Source organism: Deltaproteobacteria bacterium (assembly GCA_016875395.1).
Classification (GTDB): domain Bacteria; phylum Myxococcota_A; class UBA9160; order UBA9160; family UBA6930; genus VGRF01.
The window spans coordinates 275,454-298,606 of the sequence record VGRF01000001.1 but is presented as its reverse complement, the minus strand read 5'-3'; the positions used below and the strand labels follow the sequence as shown (position 1 = coordinate 298,606).

The window sequence follows — 23,153 nt, the reverse complement described above, 5'->3', positions numbered from 1 at the left end:
GCGAAGTGAACGCGGCAAGCGCAGCGCGCAGCGAGGCGAAGCCGAGCGGAGAAAACGCGCAAGCGAAGCGCGCAGCGAGGCGAAGCCGAGCGAAGCAAACGCGATAGCCTGCGCGCCCATGACGGAAATCGTTCGCTACGAGCTTCGGGACGGAGTTGCAGTTCTCGCCTTCGACGACGGCCGCGCCAACGCGGTGTCGCACGCGGCGATCGACGCGCTGAACGGCTCGCTCGGGCGCGCGGAAAAGGAAGCCGGCGCCGCCGTGCTGTTAGGGCGCCCCGGGCGCTTCTCGGCGGGCTTCGATCTCTCCGTGATCAACCAAGGCATCGACGCCTCGCGCGCGCTCGTCACCGCAGGCGGCGAGCTGCTCGTGCGCATCCTGGAGAGCGACGTGCCGGTCGTCGCCGCGTGCAGCGGACACGCGCTCGCGATGGGCGCGCTGATGCTGCTCGCGAGCGATTACCGCGTGGGTGCGCGCGGCGCGTTCAAGATCGGGCTCAACGAGGTCGCGATCGGGCTCACGCTGCCGGTGTTCGCGCTCGAGCTCGCACGCGCGCGCATCGCCCGCGAGCACCTCGCGCGCGCGACGAACCTCGCCGAGGTCTACGACCCCGACGGCGCGCTCGCCGCGGGCTACCTCGACCGCGTCGTCGCGCCCGAGCAGCTCGAGGCGGAGGCGCTCGCGGCGGCGCAGCCGCTCACGAAGCTGAACCGCGCCGCGTATCGCGGCACGAAGCGCAAGTTGTTCGGCCCGATGATGCAGCACGTCCGCGCCACGCTCGCGCAAGACATGGCGAGCTGGACGACGCCGTGAGGCCCGTCGCCGCGCTCGCGCTGGGCCTGATCACTGCCGCGCTCCCAGCACTCGCGGACACTCCTGCGCCGAACGCCCGCGAGAACGACCCCTGGTTTCGCGCCGGTCGTGAAGCCGCCGCTGAGCGACGCGCGCAGCTCAGCGCTTTTCGGCGCGCCAAGAACGTGATCCTCTTCGTCGGCGACGGGATGGGTCTCTCGACCGTGACGGCCGCGCGCATCCTCGCGGGTCAGCAGGCGGGCGGCCTCGGCGAGGATCACTGGCTCTCGTTCGAGCGACTGCCGTTCACCGCGCTCTCGCGCACGTACAACACGAACCAGCAGGTGCCCGAGTCATCGGGCACGATGAGCGCGATCGTGACCGGCGTGAAGACGCGCGCGGGCTCGCTCAGCGTGGACGAGACGGTGAAGCTCGGGGACTTCGCAGCGGTCGCCTCGCACAGCGTGCCCACGCTGATCGAGGAGGCCGAGCAGCGCGGGCTCGCGACTGGCGTCGTCACGAACACGACGCTCACGCATGCGACGCCGGCGGCTTGTTATGCGCACGCGCCGCATCGCGAGTGGGAGACGGACGCGAAGCTCTCCGAGGCGGCGCGCGCGGCGGGCTTCCCCGATCTGGCGCGGCAGCTCGTCGAGTTCGCGAGTGGCGACGGCATCGACGTCGCGCTCGGCGGCGGGCGCGCGTTCTTCCTCGGCGCGAATCAGCCCGACCCCGAGGACGTGGACAGGACCGGCGCGCGCCTCGACGAGCGCGATCTGCCCGCCGAGTGGGCCGCGCGCCGCGGCGGCGCCTACGTGTGGAACGCGGAGCAGCTCCGCGCGCTCGACCCGGCGACGACGACGCAGGTGCTCGGGCTGTTCGACGCGGGCCACATGGAGTTCGAGATCGACCGCGCGCAGGACACCGCGGGCGAGCCGTCGCTCACGGAGATGACCGAGAAGGCGATCCAGCTGCTCTCGAAGAACCCGCGCGGCTTCGTGCTGATGGTCGAGGGCGGCAAGATCGACCACGCCCATCACGGCCACAACGCGCACCGCGCGCTCACCGAGACGATCGAGCTGTCGCGCGCGGTGCAGCGCGCGCTCGACATGACCGGTGACGACACGCTCGTCGTCGTCACCTCGGATCACAGCCAGCCGCTCGTGATGTCCGGCTACGCCGTCCGTGGCAATCCGATCCTCGGCAAGCTCGTGATCAACGGAACCGACGGCGAACCGATGCCCGCGCCGCTGCCCGATGCGTTCGGCCGCCCGCTCACGACACTCAGCTATCCCGCAGGCCCCGGTCACGCGTCCGAGAGCAACCTTCAGCCCGCCGGCCCGAAGAAGTTTCCGCACTACATGCCGGCTTATCAGGGCGATTACGTGCCTCGCCCGGATCTCAGCGAGGTCGACACCACCGCGCCCGACTACATGCAAGAAGCCCTGGCGCCGCTCTTCGCCGGAATGCACGCCGGCGAGGACGTCGCGATCTACGCAGGCGGCCCCGGCGCTGAGATGTTCACCGGCGTGCGCGAACAGAACTACATCTATCACGCGATCGTGACCGCGCTGGGCTGGGCGGAGACGCCGACGGATCCGAACGCGCCGGCGTTCTAGACCCCGGGCTCACCAGCGAGCGCGGAGGCCGTGCGAGGCGTCGCGGCGCGAAGACGTATCCGGCACACGGCGAGCGCCGCGCAACGAAGCCAGGCGGGCAAAGAGACGCACGCCTAGCCGAGGCGTGCGGATTTGCCCGCCTGGCGAGGCGCCGCGGCGCGAAGACGTATTCGGCATACGGCGAGCGCCGCGCAACGAAGCCAGGCGGGCAAAGCCGCACGCCTCGTCACGCGAAGGCGCGGCTGACCCACCAGTACACGCCCGCGCAGCAAACCGCGGCGTTCGCGACATCGCGCGCGAGAGCTCGCGCAGCGTCGCGCACGAAGCGAGCCGCGAGCCAAGCCAGCGTGAAGAACAGCGCGACGCAAACGAGCTGACCGAGCTCGACGCCGGCGTTGAAGCCGAGCAGCGCGGCGAGCAGGCGATCCTGCGGCAGCGCGAACTCCGCGAGCACGCCGGCGAAGCCGAAGCCGTGCACGAGCCCGAAGCAGAACGCGACGGCGAAGCGAAGCCGCGCGGGCCGCTCGCTGCGCGCCAACAATGCGAAGTAGCAAGCCGCGAACAGCGCGAGGCCGGCGTAGGTGGTGGCCGAGATCGCGCCTGCGCCGAGCGCGGCTGCGAGCGCGAGCGCCGCGAAGCCGAGCGTGATCGCGCGCGGCAGCGCTCGCGGGCGGGCACTCGTGAGCCACGCGTTGTCGGTGGCGACGATCGCGATCGAGAGACCGATCAGCGCCTCGACCGCGGCGCCGTCCGGGTGCACGCGGCCGAGCGCCGCGAGCCCGAGCGTGATCGAGTGCGCGACGGTGAAGCCCGTGACGACGGTGACGACCTCGCTCGCGCGCGCGGCCAACAACAAGAGGCCGAGCAGAAACACGAGGTGGTCGTAGCCGGTGAGGATGTGCTCGACGCCGAGCTTCACGTACTCGAGCAAGCTGCTTCCGAGTGCGGGCTTGGCCTCGCCCTCGGCGCGCGGCAGCTCCCAGCGCGGCGACGCGGACGTGAGCAGCCGCTCCACCACGCGCTCGCCGCGCAGCTTCGCGAAATGCAGGTGGCTCGGCGCCACCTCCTGCAACACCTCGCTCACGATCGCGAGCTCGTCCGAGCGCGCGCAGCGCACGCTCCACTCGATCACGGCGCGGTCCGCCGGCGCCGCGAGCGCACGCGGCGGCTCGACCACCGCGCAGGCTTCCCCTCCCGCCTCGAGCCGCAGCGCGCCCACGAGATAGGTCGCGAGCTCGGGCGGCAGCCGGGGCGGCGCCACGATTCCCCACGGCAGGCGCGTGAGCTCGTACTGCGGGATGTCGAAGCGCACCGTGGCGGCCACGCCGTCGATCGCCCACGTCGAGTACGACGTGCTGCGCGTGTGCGCCGCGGCGGAGCTGGCGAGCAGCAGCGCGCCCCCTAACAATCCGAGCCAGACGCGCGCGCTCACGGCAGCTCGTCCGTGACCTGCACGTCCGCGTCTTCCCGCAGCTCGTCGAGATAGCTCCGCAGCGCGCGATCACCGCCGCGGCGCACCCACTCGGCCTGCACCTGCTCGCGCATCTCGTCGAGCGGCGGCGTGTGCTCGGGCTCGCGCTCGAGCACGCGCAGCACGTGGTAGCCGGCGCCCGAGCGCACGGGCGCGCTCCACTCGCCGGGCGGCGTAGCGAGCGCGACGCGCAGCACGCTGGGCCCCACGTACTCGCGCAGCTTCGCGGGCGGGAGCAGCGCATCGGGCACGGGCGACACTTCCGCGGCGCCGAGCGCGTCGCGAACGCTCGCGAGCGAAGCGCCGCTCGCGAGCTGCGCGCGGGCGTCGTCCGCACGCGCGCGCGCGCGCGAGTCGGCCGCAGCGTCCTTCACCGGCACCACGAGCTGCTCGATGCGCACGCGGCCTGGCGTCGTGAAGAACGCGCGCTGCTCCTCGTAGAACGCGCGCAGCTCGCGCTCGCTGGGTGTCTCGGTCTCGGACTCCGCGACCGCCGAGCGAATCATCGCCTGCACGATGTCGGCGCGAACGCGGCGATCGTTCTGGGCGAGGCCCATCGCGAGGCCGCGCTGCACGAGCAGCTCTTCCTCGATCAGGCGATCGAGGATGCGCCGCCGCATCTCCTCGCTCGCCGCCTCGCGCGTGTCGGCCTCGAAGCCCTCCACGAGGCGCGTCCAGGTGTCCGCAGAGATCGCGACTCCGTTCACGCTCGCGACCGCGCCCTTCGGGAGTGCGCGCTCGCTGCCCGGGCCAAGCACGCCGTAGCCCGCCGCCGCGATTCCGGCCGCTGCGCCCAGCACGAGCAACGCCAGCGGCCTGCGGCTCGGATTCGGGTCGGCGGCGGACATGGACGCGCAACCGTACGGGGAAGCGCATGTTGCGGTCAACGAAATCGCCCTCACGCGCGTGGCGGCCTGCGCCGAAAAGCCTTCCGGGCCGGGAGGGGCCGGGTGCAGCTTCTCTCCATGCAAACTTTTCTGCTGATCTCGATCGGCGTGTGCCTCTACGTCGCGTTCTTCCACTACGGGATGCGGCGCGCGGGCGCGGCGCACGCGTGGCTCGCCGCGTGGGCGCTTGCGGCGGCGGGCTTCGCCGCGGCGCGGATCGTTCAGCTCGAGCTTCCCGAGTACGCCAACGCCGCCACGCGCTGCGCTGCCGCGATCGGGACGCAGTTCGTGTGGACGCTGCTGCGCTTCACCAGCGAGCTCACGGAGACGCCACGCAGCCCGCGTCTCCTGCGCAGCTTCGGCGTGGCCAGCTTCGCGTTTGCAGCGCTAGCGCTGTTCTCCCCGTGGATCCTCACGGGCGAGATCGTCGAACGAGAGTCCTATCTCGGCACGACGTACCACGGCTCGGTCGCGGGCCCGCTGATGCCGCTGTTCGCCGCGTATCTGCTCGGCACCGAGGGCTGGATCACCTGGCGCCTCGCGCGTGCGACGAACCTCGCGCCCTTGGAGAGGCGGACGCTGATCGTGGCGCTCGTGATCTACGCCGCGATGTGCGCCACGAACGTCGCGGCCACTCTTGGCTTGCCGGTCGCGCCCATCGGCGAGTTCGCCCCGGCCGTCGTCGCGATCGGCGCAAGTCGGCTCGTCGCGCGCCGCCAAGGCCGGCTCGAGAGCGATCTCGAAGCGCTGGTTGCCCAGAAGACCGCGCAGCTCGTCGAGAACGAGGCGCGCTACCGCGGTTTGGTCGAAAGCTCGAAGGTCGGAATCGTGTGCATCGACCGCGCAGGGAAGGTGCTGACAGTCACCCCGCGCATCTACGAGATGTTCGAGCTCCCGGTAGGCTCGTCGGAACCCGGCGCGAGTTTGCAGGATCTCCCGCTCACGAGGGACAACGGCGCCGCGGCGCTCGTGAAGAGCGTGATCGAGCGCGCCAAGGCGATCTCCGCCGAGACGCGCCAAGCCACGACGCGAGGGCGCAACATCGACGTCCACTTCATCGTCGCCCCGCAGCGCGATTCCGCCGGCGAGGTAGCTGGTGCGCTGATGCTGCTCGAGGACGTGACGGAGCGCCGCGCGATCGAATCGCGCTTGCGCCAGTCGCAGAAGATGGAGTCGGTGGGCGAGCTCGCGGGCGGGATCGCACGCGGCATCACCGCGCCGATGGAGAGCGTGCGCGACAACCTCGCGCGCGTGCGCAGCGCGTGCGACGACGTGCGCAAGCAGCTCGCGCCCAGCGCGACCGAAGAGCAGCGCGAACGCTTCAGCGAGATCGAGCAGCTCGTCGACGAAGCCGCTGAAGGCGTGCAGCGCGCGCTCGGCATCGTGAGCGACATGCGCGAGATCTCGAGCGGCGGCTCGCTCGCGATCGCCCCGGTCGATCTCAACCAGCTGCTCGCCGGCGTCGCGCGCATGGCGGGCACACAGCGGCGCGGCGCGCAGCTCGTCGAGCGCTACGCCGAGATTCCGCTCGTCACCGGCAACTCGGGGCAGCTGCGCCAGGTCTTCCTCAACCTCATCGTCAACGCCGTGCAAGCTGCGCCCGAGCGCGGCCACGTGTGGATCGAGACGCAGCGCGACGGCGACTGCGTGCGCGTGCGCGTGTCCGACGACGGCGCCGGCATCTCGCCGCAGCATCGCGACCGGCTCTTCGAGCCGTTCTTCACGACCAAGCCCGCGGGTCAGGGCACGGGCCTCGGCCTGTTCCTCTCGTATCAGATCGTCCAGAAACATGGCGGCGAGATCCGCTTTCGCGCCGACGCCGCGGAAGGCGCGACCTTCGAGGTCTCGCTCCCGATCGAACCGCGCGCCGGGGCCGCAGGGGCGCAGCCGTGAGTGAAGCGCTGCTCCTGATGACGGTGGGCATGTGCGACTATCTCGGCATGATGCGCCTCTGGTTCGGCTTCCAGACGGCGGGTCCGGGCTCCTGGGCGGGAAGCTGGGCCATCTCTGCAGCGCTCTTCGCCACGCTGCGCTTGTTCGAGACCCACGCGCAGAGCGCCGAGTCTGCGGTGTGGCTCGCGAGGCTCGCGGCCGGCGCCGCCGTGCCAGTGATGTGGACGATCCTGTGCTTCGTCGAGAGTCTATGCAGCGGGGCCGCGCGAATCAGGCGGCTGTCCTGGGCGATCCTCCCCCTCTCGCTGCTGCCCGTGCTCTCGCCTTGGGTGATCACGGGCGACACGGTCGCCTTGGAGGGAGCGGACGGCGCGGCTCTCTTCCGAGCCGTCCGCGGCGACATCGTTCCGCTCTATGGCCTCGGCATCGTCGCCACGCTCGGCTGGTGCGGGCGCGAGCTCGTGCGCGCCCGCGAGCTGCCGGCGCACGACAAGCGCGTGCTGGCCGCGCTGCTCGTCGGTTACGGAGGAATGGCCGCGCTCTCGCTCGCCAACGAGATTGCCCTCACCTCCTACGCCGGCTTCGTCGAGTTCGCGCTGCTCGCGATGGCGATCGGCTTGGGCCACCTGGTCATGCGCCACCAGTTCCGCCTCGAGAGCGAGCTCGTCGCGCAGGCCGAGCGGCGTTCACGCGATCTCGCCGACAGCGAGGCGCGCTACCGCGATGTCGTCGAGAACATGCCGATCGGCCTGTTGTCGGTGAATGCGCGCGGCGAGCTGGAGCACGCGAACGCGAAGCTGCTCTCGATGCTCGGTTCGACCTTCACGGAATTCGCGAGCGCATTCGACGTGCTTCACGAGGAGAACGCCGAGCGCTCGGGCTTCTCGCCGATGCTGGCGCGCTCGCTCCAGACGGGCGAGTCGTTCTCCTCCGAGTTCGAGTTCGACTCGTGGTGGGGCCGGCGACTCATCACGCGAGCGTCGGTGACGCCGCGGCGGAGCGCGCAAGGCGCGATCACCGGCGCGCTCGCCGTGATAGAAGACGTGACGGAGCAGCGTGCGATCGAGCGGCGACTGCAAGACGCGCAGCGCATCGAAGCGGTGGGACAGCTCGCGGCGGGCATCGCTCACGAGATCAACAACCCGATGGCGTACGTGCGGGCGAACTTGTCGATGCTCGCGGAAGAGGTCGACGCGCTTTCGAAGAGCGTCGCCGCGAACGCGCCGGGCGCCCCCGCGCTCCCGCAGGTCGCGGAGCTGCGCCAGCTGCTCCAGAGCTCACTCGCGAGCGTTGGGCGCACAGTCGCGGTCGTGCGCGATCTGCGCGAGTTCTCGCACTCGAGCAGCGCTCAGCGCGAGGCGACCGACGTCAACGCGCTGCTCGACAACGCGGCGCGGCTCGCCGTGACGCGCTCGGAGTCTTCGTGCGAGGTGCGGCTCGAGCTCGGCGAAGTGCCCTCGATCGTCGGGGCGCCCGGTCAGCTCGCGCAGGTGATGCTCACGCTGCTGGTCCAGGCGATGCACAGGGCGAGTGGCGCGAGCATCGTGCGCGCATCGACGACCGCCGACGGCGACGAGGTGCTCGTCGTGGTGCAGGACGACAGAGCGCCGATTCCCCCCGCCGAGCGCGCGCGCCTGTTCGAGCCCTTCGCGAAGGTGCGCGGCGAAGAGCCGAGTCTCGCGCTCTACGTTGCGCGGCAGATCGTGCAGGAGCACGGCGGACGCATCGAGGTGCGCTCGAACCAACAACAGGGCACGACGTTCTCCGTGCACCTCCCCGCTCGCAAAGATCCTCTCGAATGAACGCCCCTCCTCGCCCGCCGCGCCCGTACACTCCGCGGCCCGAGGAGACCGAGTGACGCGCAAGTCCTTCGCGATGGTGCTCGCCGAGCCGAGGAGGCTCGTGGCCCGCGAGCTGCCGATTCCCGAGATCGGGCGCGACCGCGCGCTGCTGCGCGTCGAGACGTGCGGCATCTGCGGCAGCGACTACGAGCAGTTCGAGGGCCAGCTGCGCACGCCGAACGACTGCATCCCCGGCCACGAGCCGCTCGGCGTGATCGAGGCGATCGGCGACGGCGCCGCGCGGCGCTGGGGCGTCGACGTCGGCGACCGCGTCGCGGTCGAGAACATGATCTCGTGCCGCTTCTGCGCGATGTGCCTCGCGGGCAAGTCGCACCTGTGCGCGAAGCGGCGGATCTACTCCTACATCCCCATCTCGGTCGAGCACGGCCTGTGGGGCGGCTACGCGCAGTACATGGTGCTCGACGAGGGCACCGTCGTGCACAAGGTCGACCCCACGCTCGCGCCCGCGATCGCCGCGCTCTTCAACCCGCTCGGCGCGGGCTACCGCTGGGCCGTGGAGATTCCGCAGACGAAGCCTGGCGACTCCGTGGTGGTGCTGGGACCCGGCCAGCGCGGCCTCGCGTGCGTGCTCGCCGCGCGCGAGGCGGGCGCGGCGCAGGTCGTCGTTACGGGGCTCGCTGCCGATCGCGCGAAGCTCGCGCTCGCACGCGAGTACGGCGCGGACGTGACGATCGACGTCGAGAACGAGAACGCGCGCGAGCGAATCCTGAACGCGACCGGCGGACGCGGCGCCGACGTCGTGGTCGACGTCTCCTCGTACGCCACCGCACCGGTGCGCGACGCGCTCGACTACTGCGCGCCCGGCGGCACCGTCGTGCTCGCCGGCGTGAAGGGCTTCCGCCCGATCGAGAACTTCATCAGCGACAAGATCGTGATGAAGGAGATCTCCGTGCGCGGCGCGATCGGCGTCACGTCCTCCGCCTATCGCAGCGCGATCCGGCTGATCGAGTCGCGCAAGGTCGCGCTCGAGAAGATGCACACCCACGACTTCTCGCTGCGCGACGCCGAGCAGGCGATTCGCACGCTCGCGCGGCAGGTGCCGGGCGAAGACGCGATTCACTGCAGCCTGTTCCCGGAGCGCTAGGGCATGAGCGCATGGAAGAGGATCGCGCTCGCCCTCGGTGCGCCCGCCGTGGTCTTGCTCGCGTGGCGATTCGGCGCGTTCGACTGGGTCACGCACGACAACATCCACCGCCTGCTCAACGAGTCCGGCGTGTGGGGCCCCGTGCTCTACGTCGCCGCGTTCGCGGCCTTGGACCCGTTCGGCGTGCCCGGCGCGGTGTTCGTGCTGCCCGCCAGCCTCGCGTGGGAGACGAGCTTCGCGGTCGCGATGTCGGTGCTCGGCGCCACGGGCGCGGGCGTCGTCTCGTTCGTGCTCGCGCGCGGCGTGCTCGGCGACAAGTTCGAGCAGCGCTTGCCGCCCCGGCTGCGCGCCTTCACCGCGACGGCGCGCGAGCATCCGCTGCGCACCGTCATCCTCGTGCGCGTGCTGTTCGGCCTTGCCGCGCCCGCGCACTGGGCGCTCGCGCTCGCGGGCGTGCGCTTCGTGCCGTTCGTGCTCGGCAGCATCATCGGCTTCATCCCGCCGATGACCGCGTTCGTGGTGTTCGGGCGCGCGATCATCCAGTGGCTCGAGCAACAGCGCGACGTCCGGCTCTGGCCGATCGCGATCGTCGTCTGCATCGCGGGCTACTTCGCCTACCGCTGGTGGTTCCGGCGCACGCCGCGCCGGCTGCGCGAAGGGGCCGGCGCGGAGGACTGAGGCGCTCTCGCGCTACTCGACCGTGACCGTGGCCTCGCGCATCGGCAGCTGATCCATGTGCGGGAGGCACAGGTACTCGAAGCGCCCCGCCTCGTGGAAGGCGTGCCGAAACACCTGCCCGCGAGTCATCACGGGCGACTGCAGCGGCGCGAAGGTGGGCGTGCGCTCGTGGCCGCTCGTGACCGTGTGCACGGCGAGATCGTCGTTCACCCACGCCACCGTCGCGCCGCGCTTCACGCGCAGGTGCTTCGGCTGATACGACATCGCGCGGATGTGAACCACCGCGTCAGCACCCGACAGATCCGGCGGCGGCGCATCGCTCGCGACGAAGAGCGCGTCGAGGGCGGAAGCGTGGTGCGCGGATGGCGGCGCCGCGAGGGTCCGTCGCTCGGGCAGCGCCGCGGCGCTGCGACGGCCTCCTGCGCTCTCGTCGCGGCGCGCTCCTGAAGCGTTGCGGCAGGGCCCGAGCGGAACGCCGCGGCGAAGCGACGAATCAGGCAGCGAGACGCAATTGCCTTTGCCGGTGCCGTCCCACGCGAAGTCGAGCCCGCCGCCGTAGCGCTTCTCGATCGTGGGGTGCGGCTTCGTGCCGTTGCCGACGGCGTAGTTGAAGAGCACGCGCGTGCCGTCGGCCAGCGGCTCGAGCTCTGGGTCCTTCGCGCTCTCCTCGCGCGCGAGACGGATCACGCCGATTCCCGAGGAGTGATTGCCGCGCACCCAGTTGTCCTCGACCACGGTGTCGTCGGCGCCCATCACGAGAATGCCCATGCCGTACGGCAGCTGACCCACGATCGCGTCGGGGTCCCCGAAGTTCGGCGTGTTGTTGTGGAGCACCCAGTTGTGGTGCACGCGATTGCGCTTCGCCTCCTTCAGCACCTTGCCGGGCAGCACGAACACGAGAATCCCCGCGGTGTTGTCGTAGGCGACGTTGTCGTGCACGTCGGCGTCGTTGGTGTTCTCGATCTCGATGCCGGCGACGTTCCCGAACACGGCGTTGTAGGCGACGACCGCGCGCTCGGACTCGCCCACGTAGATGCCCGCGTCGCTGATGCGCGTGACCGAGCAGTGCGTGATCTCGATGTTGCGCGACTGGATCGGGTACACGCCGTAGAGCCCGGTGTCGTCGATCACGAGATCCGTGAGCGTGACGCCGTCGACCTGCTGCGTCGTGACGCCGTTGCCTTTGTAGTGCTGGACCGCGAAGCCGCTCATCGTGAACGGGCTGCCCGACGCGATCACCCCGTCGTTCAGCTTGCCCTTGCCGTCGAGCACGGGCCGCTTTGCGCCGCTCACGAGGCCGCGCAGCGTGATGCCCGCCGTGTCGACGACGAGCGCCTCGTGGTACGTGCCCGCCTCCACCTCGATCACGCTGCCCGGCGGCGCCTTCTCGATCGCCCTCTGGATCGACTCGCCCGCGCGCACGCGAATCGTCTCCGCGAGTGCAGGCAGCGTGAAGAGCCCGCACAGCAACGTGAGTGAGGCGCATCGAATCCGCGAGGTCATGGCGATCTCCAGTCCGGCGAGTGATTAGGGAGCGAGCAGCGGCAGCCCCGACGGCACGCGCTCGGGAACCTCCGGGCGCGCAGATTCATCCGTGAGCGCGCGCAGAAACGCAACCAGGTCGGCCGCCTCCGCGTCGCTCATCTCGATCGGGCGGATGAACTCGTGCAGCCGCGCCGCCGGCACGCCCTGCGCGAGCCCGCCGCCTTCGCGATAGAACGCGACGACGTCTTCGAGCGTCGCGAGCGAGCCGTCGTGCATGTACGGCGCCGTGAGCGCGACGTTGCGCAGCGTGGGCACGCCGAAGAAGCCGCGCTGCGCAGAGAGCCCGCTGATCGCGCTCACGCCGAGGTCGCCCGATGGCACGCCGATCGAGAGCGCGAGGGGCGCATCGAACGTGGGCAGACGATGGCACTCGAAGCAGCGCGTCGTGAGCGAGCGGAACAGCGTGAGCCCGTTGCGCTCGCTCGCGCTCAGCGCCTCGCGTTCGCCACGCGCGTAGCGGTCGTAGCGCGACGCGCGTGAGACGAGCGTGCGCTCGAACGCCGCGAGCGAGCGCGCGACGTTCGCGAGCGAGATCGCGTTCGCGTCGCCCGGAAACACCGCCGCGAACTGAGCGCGATACGCAGGAACCGCAGCGAGCTTCGCGAGTAGCTCGCGCGGATCCGCGTTCAGCTCGTCCTCCGCGAGCAGGGGCAGCAACACCTGCTCCTCGAGCGAGCTCGCGCGGCGATCCCACATCAGGCGCGCCTTGAACGCGGCGTTGTAGAGCGTGGGCGTGTTGCGCTGGAGCACGGCGCCGCGAAAGCCGCGCGCTCTGGCGAGCCCGTCCGCGAGCCCGCGATCGGGGCGATGGCAATGCGCGCACGAGAGCGAGCCGTCGCGCGAGAGCACCGGATCGAAGAACAAGAGGCGCCCGAGGGCGGCGCGCTCGGGTGTCGGCGGCTCGCCGGGCATCGCCGGGAAGTCGCGGCCGAACGCACTCGCCGCAGCCAACGCGAGGGCCGCTGCGAGGAACGGGAGCCGCATGCGTGCGCGCATCGCCGCGCAGGGTGACGAACTCGGCGCGCGCGTGGGAAGATGCGCGCATGGGTTTGCGCGTATTCATCGCCCTCGCGATCGCAGGCCTCGCGCTCGCCGCGCGCGCGAGCGAGCCCGCGTTCTCGTGCTTCGCACACCGCGGCGGCATCGTGCGCGGCATCCCCGAGAACACGTTCGCCGCGTTTCGCCACGCGCTCGCGCGCGGCGCACATGGCGTCGAGCTCTACGTGCGCAGGAGCGCAGACGGCGCGCTCGTGGTGATGCACGACGACACGGTGCAGCGCACCACGAACGGCCGCGGCCTCGTCGCGCGACTCACCCTTGCGCAGCTGCGCGGCCTCGACGCCGGCAACGGCGAGCGAGTGCCGACTTTGGCGGAGGCCTTTGCCCTGCTCGCGCAGGAGCGCGCCGCGGTGCTCGTCGACGTGAAGACGCGCGACGTACCGCTGCGCGACCTGCTGCGCATCGCGCACGAGCACGACGCTGCGCACGCGCTGATCCTCGGCGTGCGCGACGTCGACTCCCTGCGCGAGGCCCACGTGCAGTCGCCGCGACCGCGCACGCTCGCGTTTCCCAAAGACGCCCGCGACGCCGAGCCCTTCGCACGCGCCGGCGCCGCGATCATCCGCCTCGAGCCCGCCTGGCTGCGCCGCGACGCTCAGCTCGCGCAGCGCGTGCGCGCCCTCGGCGCCGAAGCGTGGGCGCTGATGGGCGGCGCGCCGCGCGAGGAGATCGAGGCGATGAAGGTGTTGGGCGTGACGGGCGTGCTGACGGATCGGCCGGAGCTGTGCGGCGCGGCGGCGCCCTGAGAATCTCTTCATCCTGGACGCAGGACGAGTGCCGGACGCCAGGCGGGCGCGGTTGCATCGGTTGGTTGAGCTGTCGCGCGAATCTCGGTGGCGCGCGCGCCCCGGCGCGTCGCTCGCGGACCTGCTCCGCGAGGTCCAGCGCTCGCGCGCACGCGCGCGCCTCAGCTCCCCGCCGCGCGCGAGTCCACCCTGAAGAAGAGCGTCGTGCCCGCGCCGCTCGCATCCACTCCGTACTTGCGCATCACCTCGCCGCGCGCGAACTCGCGCAGGCTCGCGTCGTCGTCGCGCGTGAGGCGCGCGGGGTAGAGCTTGCCCTCGATGCGCAGCAGCGCGCGTCCATCGGCTTGCGCGGCAAGCTGCCAGCGCTTCATGGGCGGCTCGCACGCGCCGCAGGGGACGTACGCGACGCCGCCGCGCACGAGGATCCAGCTCGTGCGCGAAATCGACTCGTTCTCGAGCTGAAACTCGATCTGCTTCACGTCCGCCGCGAACGACCAGTCGCTCACGGGAAACTCGAACAGCTCGCCTGCCTTCAGCGGCCCGCCGGGGATCGGTCCGAGCGGGCCATCCGTGAAGAAGCGCGGCGCGAAGACGGCGACGAGCGCGAGCACCACAAGCGCGAACAGCGCCTTCGCGAGCCAACGAAGAACCTTCATCCCGTTCTCCTTGTCAGGTACGAAACGCTTCCCACACGCACAGGTTGCCAGCCGCCGTGGGCACGCGGGCGATCTCCGCGGGATCGACGAAGCCCGCGTGGTGCAGCAGCCGCGGCATCTCGCCGCTCAGGTTGTCGTCGGCGGTGCCTTTGCGGTTGTAGATGCGCGCGAGCGCGTTGCCCCAGCGCGAGTGCTGCGGACCGAAGTCGAGGATGTGGATCGAGCCCTCGCGGTAGAGCAAACGATGCGCCTCGCGCATCACCACGAGCTTCTGCGCGCGCGTGAGCGTGTGCATGCGGAAGATCGAGATCACGCGGTCGATGCTCGTGGAGCGGAACGGCAAGAGCGTGCTCGGGCCGCGATAGAACTGCACGCGATAGCCCGCGTGCTGCGCGCGCCCGATCGCGCGCGAGAGGCGCGCGGGGCTCGGATCGATGCCGTACACGTGCGCATTCGGCTCGTGCACCTTGACCATCACCGTGGTCTCGCCGCGCCCGCAGCCGACGTCGAGCACGTGATGCCCCGGCCCGATCGCGAGCCGCTCGATCAACACCTGCCGCGTCTCGCGCTCCCGCAACGCCCACCGCCAAATCGGCGCGAACGTCTCGTAGAAGAGGTCGTAGGTGGGCTCGGGAATGAAGTGGGGATGGCTCGGATCCGAGCTTGCGAGGGGCGCGCTCATCGAGGTGCACCGTACCGCGGTGGTCCCCGCGAGATCGAGGTGCGCTCTCTCCTTGTTTACTTCGCTTTCCGCTCCGAAGACTCCGCGGAAAGCTGCGCGGTCCGAGCGTTGTGCAGGTCAAGTCGTTCGGTGGTCTGCGATTCTTAGTGGCGCATCGGAGCGTGGGGGCGCCCGCTCCTTTCCTTGTTTACTTCGCTTTCCGCTCCGAAGACTCCGCGGAAAGCTGCGCGCTTCGCTTGCGGCCTCGGCCGACACGCTCGGGAGGAGCGTTCGACTCCGAGGTCGTTCCGGCTCCATCGCGAACGCGGCAAGGCACCGAGGTGCCAACCTGCACGCCGCCACCTCGGTGCATTGCCGCGCTGAGGAAACGGCGGAACGCGCTTGAAGTCGAACGCTACTCGGCGCGTGTCGGCCGAGACCGCAAGCGAAGCGCGCAGCAGCGGCGGAGTCTTCGACGCCGATGCGGAGTAAACGTGGAAGTGCGTGCCCGCGAACCTCGGTTTCTGTCAGCACTCACAGCGAGTGCACACCTTCAATCCGCTACCCACCGCGCCGGCACGCAGGCGCCTTGCTCGTAGAGCCACTCGCCTGCGCTCTCGAGCAGAGTGGGCTCGCGATGCGCTTGGGAGATGACGTAGGCGCGGATCAGCTCGGCGTCTTCGCGCGAGAGCGAGTCGGCGAAGCTCGGCATGCCGCGATCGGCGCGAACGCCGGCGATCACGATGTCCTGCCACTGCGCGTAGACGTCGCGCTTCGCGAAGCGCAGATCAGGCAGCAAGCCGCCGCTCTTGGTGCCGATGCCGTGACAGAACATGCACCACTGGTGGTAGAGCACGCGGCCGCGCTCGATGTCGGCGGCGCTCGCGGTCGCGGGCGGCGCGTCGACGATGCCCGGCGCGCGCAGCTTGCGCGGCGGTAGCGCGGCTTTGCCGCCGAGCTTGAACGCCGCCACGTAGCCCGCGTTCTCGTAGGGCACGAGCGAGAAGTTGAGCCCCGCCGAGCCGCCCGCGCCGATCACGACTGCGACGTACTGCTCGCCCTTCACCGCGTAGCTCACGGGCGCTGCGAGCACGGCGGTCGGCGCCTGCGCCTCCCATAACAGCTCGCCGTCCGTAGCGCGGTAGGCGGCGAGCGTGGAGTCCCCGCCGGTGCCGTGGAACACGAGGTTGCCGGCAGTCGCGAGCGTGCCGCCGTGCATCTCGGAGGTGTGCTCGATCTTCCACACGCGCTCGCGCTTCACGGGATCCCACGCGACGAGTCGCGTCGGTGCGCAAAAGCGCAGCGAGCGCTCGAAGCCGTCGACGCGCTTCTGCATGCGTGCGAAGTCTTCGCCGGTGTTGAAGCGGCGCGGCGTCTGCTTGAACTGCTTGTCGCGATGGAACGGGTACGCGATCGCGTAGGTGGGGATGTAGACGAGGCCCGTGCCCGGATGAAACGCCATCGGGTGCCAGTTGTGGCCGCCCGCGGGACCGGGCCGCATGAAGCGCGTCTTCTTCCACTCGCCGAGGCCCGTCTCCACGGGCCGCCCGGTTGTTAGGTCGACGTGGCTGGCCCAGTTCACCGCGACGTACTTGTCCGCCGAGAGCAGCTCGCCCGTCGCGCGGTCGAGCACGTAGAAGAAGCCGTTCTTGGGCGCCTGCATCAGGACTTTGCGCGTGCGCCCGCCGAGCGCGAGGTCCGCGAGGATCATGTGCTGCGTCGCGGTGAAGTCCCAGTTCTCGCCGGGCGTGGTCTGGTAGTGCCACGCGAGCTCGCCCGTGCCGATCCGCAGCGCGAGGATCGAGGCGAGGAACAGGTTGTCGCCGCCGCCGGGGCTGCGGATCTCGCGCGGATACGGGCTCGCGTTGCCGACGCCGACGTAGACGAGGTCGAGCTCGGGATCGAAGGCGAGCGAGTCCCACACCGTGCCGCCGAGCCCCGACTCCCAGAGCGAGCTCGCGGACCAAGTCTTCGCCGCGAGCTCGAGCTCTTTGTGCTCGCGCGGCCGGTCTGGAGCCGCGGGCACGGTGTAGAAGCGCCAGCGCAGCGCGCCGGTCTCGGCGTCGTAGGCCGAGACGTAGCCGCGCACGCCGAACTCGGCGCCGCCGTTGCCGATGATCACGAGCCCGCGCATGGCGCGCGGCGCGCCGGTGATCGTGTACGGCTTTGTGCGATCGATCGTGTTCACGGCCCACACGCGCGCGCCCGTCTTCGCGTCGAGCGCAACGAGCCGGCCGTCGATCGTCCCCACGTACACGCGTCCCTGATAAACCGCCGCGCCGCGATTCACGACGTCGCAGCACGCGAAGCGCCCCCACGCGCGCGGCACCTCGGGATCGTGGCGCCACAGCTCGCGGCCGGTCGCCGCATCGAGCGCGACCACGATGCTCCACGGCAGCGTCACGAACATCACGCCGTCCACGACGATCGGCGTCGCTTCGTGGCCGCGCGTCTCGCCCGTCGCGTAGACCCAGGCCGGCTTCAGCTGCGCGACGTTCTTCTCGTGGATCTGCGCGAGCGGGCTGTAGCGCTGCTCGCTCCAGGTGCGCCCGTGCGCGAGCCAGTTCGCGGCGTCGCGCTCGGCGGCGGCGAGGCGCGCGTCGTCGACGACTCGCGACGTGGGCTGCGCGTGCGCGAACGCGGCGAGCGAGGCGATGGCGAGTGCGAGCGCGGCGCGAAACATGCGCGCGAAGCTCGCAGTGCAGCGCTCAGGCGTCGAGCACGTTCGCGCGCCCGCGCGCTTCGAATCGCTCCCGAATCGCCGCGACGTCGGCGCTCGTGAGCGCGCGGTAGCCCGATTTTGTGCGCAGCCACACAGGATCCGCGCACTCCCAACGCTGCTTGCGCAGCTCGCGTTTCAAGATCTTGTTCGTCTGCGTCTGCGGCAGCTCGCTCGCGACGCGCACGTAGCGCGGCGCCTGCTTCGTACCGAGGTCGGGTTGCTGCGCGAGAAATGCCGAGAACGCTTCGGGGTCGAACGCGGCGCCTGGGCGGAGGATCAGCGCCGCCATGAGCGCGTCGCCGACCTCTTCGTCGGGCACGCCGTACACCGCCGCCAGCGCGATGTCGGGATGGCGCGTGAGAATTCGCTCGACCGGGGCCGCGGCGAAGTTCTCGCCGTCGACGCGCAGCCAGTCGAAGTCGCGGCCGGCGAAGTAGATGAAGCCCTGCTCGTCGCGATAGCCGAGATCGCCCGTCCAGTAGATCTTGTTACGGACGCGCGCGGCGTTCGCCTCGTCGTTCTTGTAGTAGCCCTCGAACGTGACGGCGCTCTGCACGTTCGCGATCTCGCCGATCGCCTCGTCCGCGTTGAGCAGCTTGCCCGCCGCATCGAAGCGCGCGACGGCTGTTTCGGCGCCCGTCTCCGAGCTCAGAATCACGGTGCCGGGAATCCCCACGCCCAGCGCGCCCGCGGGCATGTTCGGCACGCGCGCGATCGACACCGCCCCCTCGGTCGAGCCGTAGGCGTCGATCACGGTGCAGCCGAAGCGCTTCGCGAAGCGCTCGAGGTCGTGGTCGGCCGCTTCGTTGCCGAAGGCGAGGCGCAGCGTGGTGGCGGCGTCGTCCGGCTGCTCGGGCGTCGCGAGCACGTACGTGAGCGGCTTGCCGACGTAGTTGAAGTAGGTGACGCCGTGCTTGCGCACGTCGGCGAGAAACCCCGAGGCCGAGAACTTGCGCCGCAGCACGATCGTCGCGCCCGCGTGCACGGCCGGCGCCCAGCCCGCCATCAGCGCATTCGAGTGGAACATCGGCATCACCTGATAACTCACGTCGTCCGGCGTGATGCCGCGCATCGCGCAGATCGTGCGCGCGATGCCGCCGAGCCGCAGCTGCGAGCAGATCGCGGCCTTCGGCTGGCCGGTGGTGCCCGAGGTGAAGATCAGCAGGTACGGCGCGAGCGGATTCAGCTCGACTTGCGGCTCGGGCGAGCCCGCGAACTTCGCGACCGCCTCGCGCCAGCGCGGCGACTCGACCTCGAAGCGGCGCTCGGCGCCCATCGGCAGCGCGAGGCCACCCAGCAGCGCGGCGTAGCGAGCCTCCGTCACGAGCAGCTGGCAGTCCGTGTGCGCGATGTCGCGCTCGAGCTCGGCGCCACGGCGCGTCGGGTTGATGCCGACGACGGTCGCGCCCGCATAGGCGGCTGCCGCGAGCAGAAACGAATACTCCGGCACGTTGTCGAGCAGCACGCCCACGTGAAACGGCACGCCCGGCGTGCGCAGCGCGAGCAGCAGCGCCGCGCGGTCGCGCGCGGCTTGGTCCATCTCGCGCCACGTATAGGCCTCGTCCTCGAAGCGCAAGCCCTCGCGCGCGTCATCGCGCCGCGCGCGCCAGAGATCGCGCACCGTGGGCGGGGGAGTCGTGAAGGCGGGCACTGCGGTGGGTGCGGACACGCGAGGTTCTCCGAGCGAGCGCGGCAACGTAATGGCTTTTGCACCCGCCGCGCACGGCCGATGTCCCGCGGATGCTCGCGCTGGTCGCGGCAAGACTCTCAGCAGGTACCGTGCTCGCCCCATGAAGCCCGAAGCTTGGTTCACGCTCGCAGTCGTCACGGCGATGTTCGTCGTCATGGCGCGCGGCAAGGCGTCGCCCGCGACCGCGATCTTGTGCGCGGTGATCGCGCTGCTCGGCGTCGGCATCATCGAGCCGGCCGAAGCGTTCGCCGGCTTTTCGAACTCCGCACCGATCACGGTGGCCGCGCTCTACGTGCTCGCGCGCGCGGTCGAGGACTCGGGCGCGCTGCGGCCCCTCGTGCGCGCTGCGCTCGGCGGCGGCACGCACGACATCGTGCGCTTGTTGCGACTGTGCGTGCCCTCGGCCGCCGCGTCGGCGTTCCTCAACAACACGCCCATCGTGGCGATGCTGATCCGCCCCGTCTCCGAGTGGGCGGAGCGAAACGGGCGCTCCGCATCGCGCTACCTGATGCCCCTCTCCTTCGCGGTGATCCTCGGCGGCGTCGTCACCACGATCGGCACCTCCACGAACCTGGTCGTCTCGGGCCTGCTCGAGAAGAGCGGGCGCGCGCCATTCGGGCTGTTCGAGATCACCCACGTCGGCCTGCCCGTGGCGATCGTCGGGTTGATCGTGGTCGCTCTGACCGCGGGCCGCTTGCTTCCCGAGCGCAATCCGCCGCGCAGCGGCTTCGAGGATCCGGGCCGCGACTTCTCCGTGCGCATGGTGGTCGAAACGGGCGGGCCCCTCGATGGCCGCACGGTCGAGGAGGCAGGCCTGCGCCACCTGGAGGGCGTGTTCCTCGTCGAGATCGAGCGCGACGGAGAGCCGATCGCACCCGTCGCTCCGACGACGGTGCTGCGCGAAGGCGACCACCTGCTGTTCGTCGGGCAGGCGCGCTTGATCCTCGATCTCCAGAACATCGACGGCCTCGACTCCGCCGAGCGCGTGCACATGGCGAGCGTCGAGGCGCCGTCGCGCCACATCGTCGAGGTCGTGGTCGGGCGCGAGTCGCCGCTGCTCGGGCAGACGCCGAAAGAGATGGGGTTCCGCGAGCGCTATCAGGCCGCGATCGTCGCGATTCACCGCGAGGGTCAGCCGCTGATCGCCAAGCTCGGCCAAGTGAAGCTGCGCACGGGCGACACCTTGTTGCTGCTGACCGATCCGGGCTTTCGCGAGCGCTGGCGTGGCCGTCCCGACTTCCTCGTGATCAATCCGCTCGATGGCGAAGCGGAGGAGCCCAAGATTCAGCGCGGCAGGGCCGCGTGGGTGGGGATCGTCGCGTTCGCGGTCGTCGGCCTCGCTGGCAGCGGCGTGCTGCCGATCCTCCAGGCTTCGCTGTTGGCCGCGGTCGTGCTCGTGGCGACGCGCGCGCTCAGCGCCGGCGCCGCGCGCGACTCCGTCGAGATCGACGTGCTGATCGTGATCGCGGCGTCGTTCGGGCTCGGCGCTGCGATCGAGCAGTCCGGCCTCGCGGCGTCGCTCGGCAGCGGAATCATCGACGCGTTCTCGGGCTACGGCTGGCGCGTCGTGCTGCTCGGCATCGTGATCGCGACCGTCGCGCTCTCCGAGTTCATCAGCAACAACGCGGCCGCCGCGCTGATGTTCCCGATCGGCATGGCGACCGCGCAGCAGCTGGGCGCCGACGAGCGCGCCTTCGCCATCGCGATCGCCGTGAGCGCGTCGAACTCTTTCCTCACGCCGATCGGCTACCAGACCAACACGATGGTCTACGGCCCGGGCGGCTACCGCTTCGGCGACTACGTGCGCCTCGGCCTGCCGCTGACGATCGCGTCGGTCGTCGCGTGCGTGCTGACCGCGTGACCGCTCAGCCGTCGTAGTTCGCGACGACTCGACTCACGCGCCCGTCCGCTGCGAGCTCCATGAACTCCGCGGTGCGCGTGCCGCGCTGGTTCACGTACACGATCACGAGGCTCGCGAGCCCCCACGCGACGCGCTCCGGCACGAAGCGCAGCTGCGGGTACGCCTCGAGCCCGCGCCGAAAGTACGCGCGCAGCGCGGCCTTGACGCGCACGGTCCCCGCCGGATCCCCGAGCAGCTGCACGACGACGGGCGAGGTCAGCGACACGTCCTCGGTGTAGTGGGACAGGATTCGCTCGAGGTCGTGCGCGTTCCACGCCGCGACCCATTCCTCCGCGAACGCGTGCGCGCGCTGCGCGTTCGGCATCACGCCCCCACCGCTCCGCGCTTGCCGAAGCGCGCCGCGCTGCGCTCGCGCGCGCGCTGCGCCTCGATCTCGCGGTCGCGCGGCGGCGCCGTCGTCTCGAGCGCGTGCAGCAGCTCGTGCGCGACGTGCGCGGTTTGCTCCACCGCGCGCTCGAACGCCGCCGCGTTCGCGCGCGAGGGCTTGTTCATGCCCGAGAGCTTGCGCACGAACTGCAGCGACGCGGCGTGGATCTCGTCGTGCGTGACGGGCGGCTCGAAGTTGAACAGCGTGCGGATGTTGCGGCACATGGGTCACCTCGCTCCCGCCAGTGTGCCGCGCTCACGCCACCAGCTTCACCTCGCGCGTGCCGCACAGGAACTTCGCGCCCACGCGCGCGACTGCGCGGCGGCCGAGCGGGCTCGTCGCAAGGCCGAGCAGCAGCGCGCGCACCCATTCGGCGCCCGGGTAGGTGCCCATCACGACGACGGGCGGACGCCTCGCGAGCCCCTGGATCTCGTCGATCTCGGGCCCGCGCTCGGGCTCGACGCACGCCGCGGCGGCGTCGAGCTCCGCGTCGCTCGCGTTCGCGCGCAGCGCGGGCGCGAGTGCGTTCAGCGCGGCGACCGCGTCGCGCAGCGCGACGTTGATGCCCTGCGCGCCCACGGGCGACATCGTGTGCGCGGCGTCGCCGATCAACAGCGCACCCGGCTTCGCCCAGCCGCGCACGCGGTCGGTCTCCGCATCGAGCAGGAACGGGCGTGACACGGCCGCAGCGCTGGCGCGGAAGTGCTCGGCGAGATCGGGCGAAACGTGATCCGCCATGGCGCGCACCCAATCCTCGATGCCGCGGCTGCGCAGGTCGCCGTAGGTGCCCTTGCGAATCACCCAGGCCACCTGGAGGCCGCCACTCGGCGACGGGAGCGCGATCAGCAGGTGGCCGTGACCGACGTAGCCGCGCACGGGCTGCGCATCCACATAACAAGCTGGCCACGGCAGCCTCGCCCACACCACGTCCATGGGCGCCCAGATCTGCGTCACCGCGAACCCGCCGCCGCGCCGCACCACCGAGGCGCGCCCATCCGCGCCGACCACGAAGCGCGCCGCGAGCTCGCGCGCGCCGCCCTCCCCGTCCACGCGCACCCCGCACACGCGGCCCGCGGCGTTCCGTAACAACTCGCGCACCGCGGCGCCGCGCAGCAGCGTGAAGCCCGCGTGCTGGCTCGCGCGAGCGACGATTGCTTCGAGCAGATGCGGCTGCGAGACGGTGTAGGCGTGCACGCCGGGCGGCAGCACCTCGCTCGCGCGCACGCGCGCCACGAGCTTCCGACCGCGAAACAGCTCGATCGCGTCGGGCACGCGGTGTGGCACCGACGGGATCACGTCGCCGAGCCCGAGCTGCGCGAGCGCATCGACCCCGCTCGGCATCAGCGCCTCGCCGCGAAACTCACGCGCGAAGTCGCGCTGCCGCTCGACGAGCGTGACCGCTACGCCGCGCGCCGCGAGCGCGTAGGCGAGCGAGGCGCCCGCGGGACCGGCGCCGACGATGAGAATTGGGGTCGTCACGTCGCCGCCTCGTCGAAGCT

The 23,153-nt window shown here is 70.9% G+C and carries 19 protein-coding genes; 8 read left to right on the top strand and 11 right to left on the bottom strand.

Features of this window, described 5'->3' with window-relative positions:
* Window positions 1-118: 118 nt before the first annotated feature.
* Together FJ091_01505 and FJ091_01500 are read left to right on the top strand one after the other, a co-directional pair.
* On the top strand, window positions 119-814 hold the full coding sequence (locus FJ091_01505; protein ID MBM4382021.1) for a crotonase/enoyl-CoA hydratase family protein: 696 nt from the start codon (window positions 119-121) through the stop codon (window positions 812-814).
* Window positions 811-2,412 carry an alkaline phosphatase gene (locus tag FJ091_01500; GenBank protein MBM4382020.1) on the top strand — a complete coding sequence of 534 codons (1,602 nt, stop codon included), beginning with the start codon at window positions 811-813 and terminating at the stop codon, window positions 2,410-2,412. The genes FJ091_01505 and FJ091_01500 overlap by 4 nt, the downstream gene beginning before the upstream one ends.
* Window positions 2,413-2,638: 226 nt before the next feature.
* On the opposite strand, the gene FJ091_01495 is transcribed toward FJ091_01500, so the two are convergent.
* Complete coding sequence (locus tag FJ091_01495; protein ID MBM4382019.1) at window positions 2,639-3,844, bottom strand: HupE/UreJ family protein; 1,206 nt, start codon at window positions 3,842-3,844, stop codon at window positions 2,639-2,641.
* On the bottom strand, window positions 3,841-4,731 hold the full coding sequence (locus tag FJ091_01490; protein ID MBM4382018.1) for a peptidyl-prolyl cis-trans isomerase: 891 nt from the start codon (window positions 4,729-4,731) through the stop codon (window positions 3,841-3,843). Before FJ091_01490 ends, FJ091_01495 begins: the two co-directional genes overlap by 4 nt.
* Before the next feature lie 117 nt (window positions 4,732-4,848).
* Between FJ091_01490 and FJ091_01485 the strand changes: the two genes are divergently transcribed.
* The 4 genes from FJ091_01485 to FJ091_01470 all read left to right on the top strand — a co-directional run bounded on the left by FJ091_01485 (window position 4,849) and on the right by FJ091_01470 (window position 10,287).
* A complete protein-coding gene (locus FJ091_01485; GenBank protein ID MBM4382017.1) occupies window positions 4,849-6,663 on the top strand; it encodes a PAS domain S-box protein in 1,815 nt (604 codons plus the stop codon).
* On the top strand, window positions 6,660-8,465 hold the full coding sequence (locus tag FJ091_01480) for a PAS domain S-box protein (GenBank protein MBM4382016.1): 1,806 nt from the start codon (window positions 6,660-6,662) through the stop codon (window positions 8,463-8,465). The genes FJ091_01485 and FJ091_01480 overlap by 4 nt, the downstream gene beginning before the upstream one ends.
* Before the next feature lie 73 nt (window positions 8,466-8,538).
* A complete protein-coding gene (locus tag FJ091_01475; protein ID MBM4382015.1) occupies window positions 8,539-9,609 on the top strand; it encodes a zinc-binding dehydrogenase in 1,071 nt (356 codons plus the stop codon).
* A gap of 3 nt (window positions 9,610-9,612) precedes the next feature.
* Window positions 9,613-10,287 (top strand): TVP38/TMEM64 family protein, encoded by a 675-nt coding sequence (locus FJ091_01470; GenBank protein ID MBM4382014.1) that lies wholly within the window; start codon window positions 9,613-9,615, stop codon window positions 10,285-10,287.
* 12 nt (window positions 10,288-10,299) lie between these two features.
* Here the strand turns inward: FJ091_01470 and FJ091_01465 are convergent, their stop codons facing one another.
* Both FJ091_01465 and FJ091_01460 read right to left on the bottom strand, forming a co-directional pair.
* The gene (locus tag FJ091_01465) at window positions 10,300-11,790 is read right to left on the bottom strand and encodes a right-handed parallel beta-helix repeat-containing protein (GenBank protein ID MBM4382013.1); all 1,491 of its coding nucleotides are present in this window, start codon (window positions 11,788-11,790) and stop codon (window positions 10,300-10,302) included.
* A 24-nt stretch (window positions 11,791-11,814) separates the two neighbouring features.
* On the bottom strand, window positions 11,815-12,828 hold the full coding sequence (locus tag FJ091_01460; GenBank protein MBM4382012.1) for a cytochrome-c peroxidase: 1,014 nt from the start codon (window positions 12,826-12,828) through the stop codon (window positions 11,815-11,817).
* Window positions 12,829-12,875: 47 nt separating this feature from the next.
* On the opposite strand from FJ091_01460, the gene FJ091_01455 reads away from it, so the two are divergent.
* Window positions 12,876-13,637 carry a glycerophosphodiester phosphodiesterase family protein gene (locus tag FJ091_01455; protein ID MBM4382011.1) on the top strand — a complete coding sequence of 254 codons (762 nt, stop codon included), beginning with the start codon at window positions 12,876-12,878 and terminating at the stop codon, window positions 13,635-13,637.
* 161 nt (window positions 13,638-13,798) lie between these two features.
* Here FJ091_01455 and FJ091_01450 read toward each other — a convergent pair whose 3' ends face one another.
* From FJ091_01450 to FJ091_01435, 4 genes are all read right to left on the bottom strand, one after another.
* On the bottom strand, window positions 13,799-14,293 hold the full coding sequence (locus tag FJ091_01450) for a hypothetical protein (GenBank protein MBM4382010.1): 495 nt from the start codon (window positions 14,291-14,293) through the stop codon (window positions 13,799-13,801).
* 13 nt (window positions 14,294-14,306) lie between these two features.
* Window positions 14,307-14,975 carry a methyltransferase domain-containing protein gene (locus FJ091_01445; protein ID MBM4382009.1) on the bottom strand — a complete coding sequence of 223 codons (669 nt, stop codon included), beginning with the start codon at window positions 14,973-14,975 and terminating at the stop codon, window positions 14,307-14,309.
* 532 nt (window positions 14,976-15,507) lie between these two features.
* Window positions 15,508-17,637: a PQQ-dependent dehydrogenase, methanol/ethanol family gene (locus FJ091_01440; protein MBM4382008.1), complete on the bottom strand. Its 2,130-nt coding sequence runs from the start codon at window positions 17,635-17,637 to the stop codon at window positions 15,508-15,510.
* A gap of 25 nt (window positions 17,638-17,662) precedes the next feature.
* On the bottom strand, window positions 17,663-19,468 hold the full coding sequence (locus tag FJ091_01435) for an AMP-binding protein (GenBank protein ID MBM4382007.1): 1,806 nt from the start codon (window positions 19,466-19,468) through the stop codon (window positions 17,663-17,665).
* On the opposite strand from FJ091_01435, the gene FJ091_01430 reads away from it, so the two are divergent.
* Entirely contained in the window at window positions 19,467-21,227 is a 1,761-nt protein-coding gene (locus FJ091_01430) for an SLC13 family permease (GenBank protein ID MBM4382006.1), read from the top strand. The genes FJ091_01435 and FJ091_01430 overlap by 2 nt on opposite strands.
* A 4-nt stretch (window positions 21,228-21,231) precedes the next feature.
* On the opposite strand, the gene FJ091_01425 is transcribed toward FJ091_01430, so the two are convergent.
* The 3 genes from FJ091_01425 to FJ091_01415 are packed head-to-tail and all read right to left on the bottom strand — an operon-like array spanning window position 21,232 to window position 23,133.
* Window positions 21,232-21,591 (bottom strand): nuclear transport factor 2 family protein, encoded by a 360-nt coding sequence (locus FJ091_01425; GenBank protein MBM4382005.1) that lies wholly within the window; start codon window positions 21,589-21,591, stop codon window positions 21,232-21,234.
* Entirely contained in the window at window positions 21,591-21,878 is a 288-nt protein-coding gene (locus tag FJ091_01420; GenBank protein MBM4382004.1) for a DUF2277 domain-containing protein, read from the bottom strand. Before FJ091_01420 ends, FJ091_01425 begins: the two co-directional genes overlap by 1 nt.
* A 31-nt stretch (window positions 21,879-21,909) precedes the next feature.
* Window positions 21,910-23,133, bottom strand: coding sequence for an FAD-dependent oxidoreductase (locus FJ091_01415; protein MBM4382003.1), 1,224 nt, complete (start codon window positions 23,131-23,133; stop codon window positions 21,910-21,912).
* Between the last annotated feature and the right edge of the window lie 20 nt (window positions 23,134-23,153).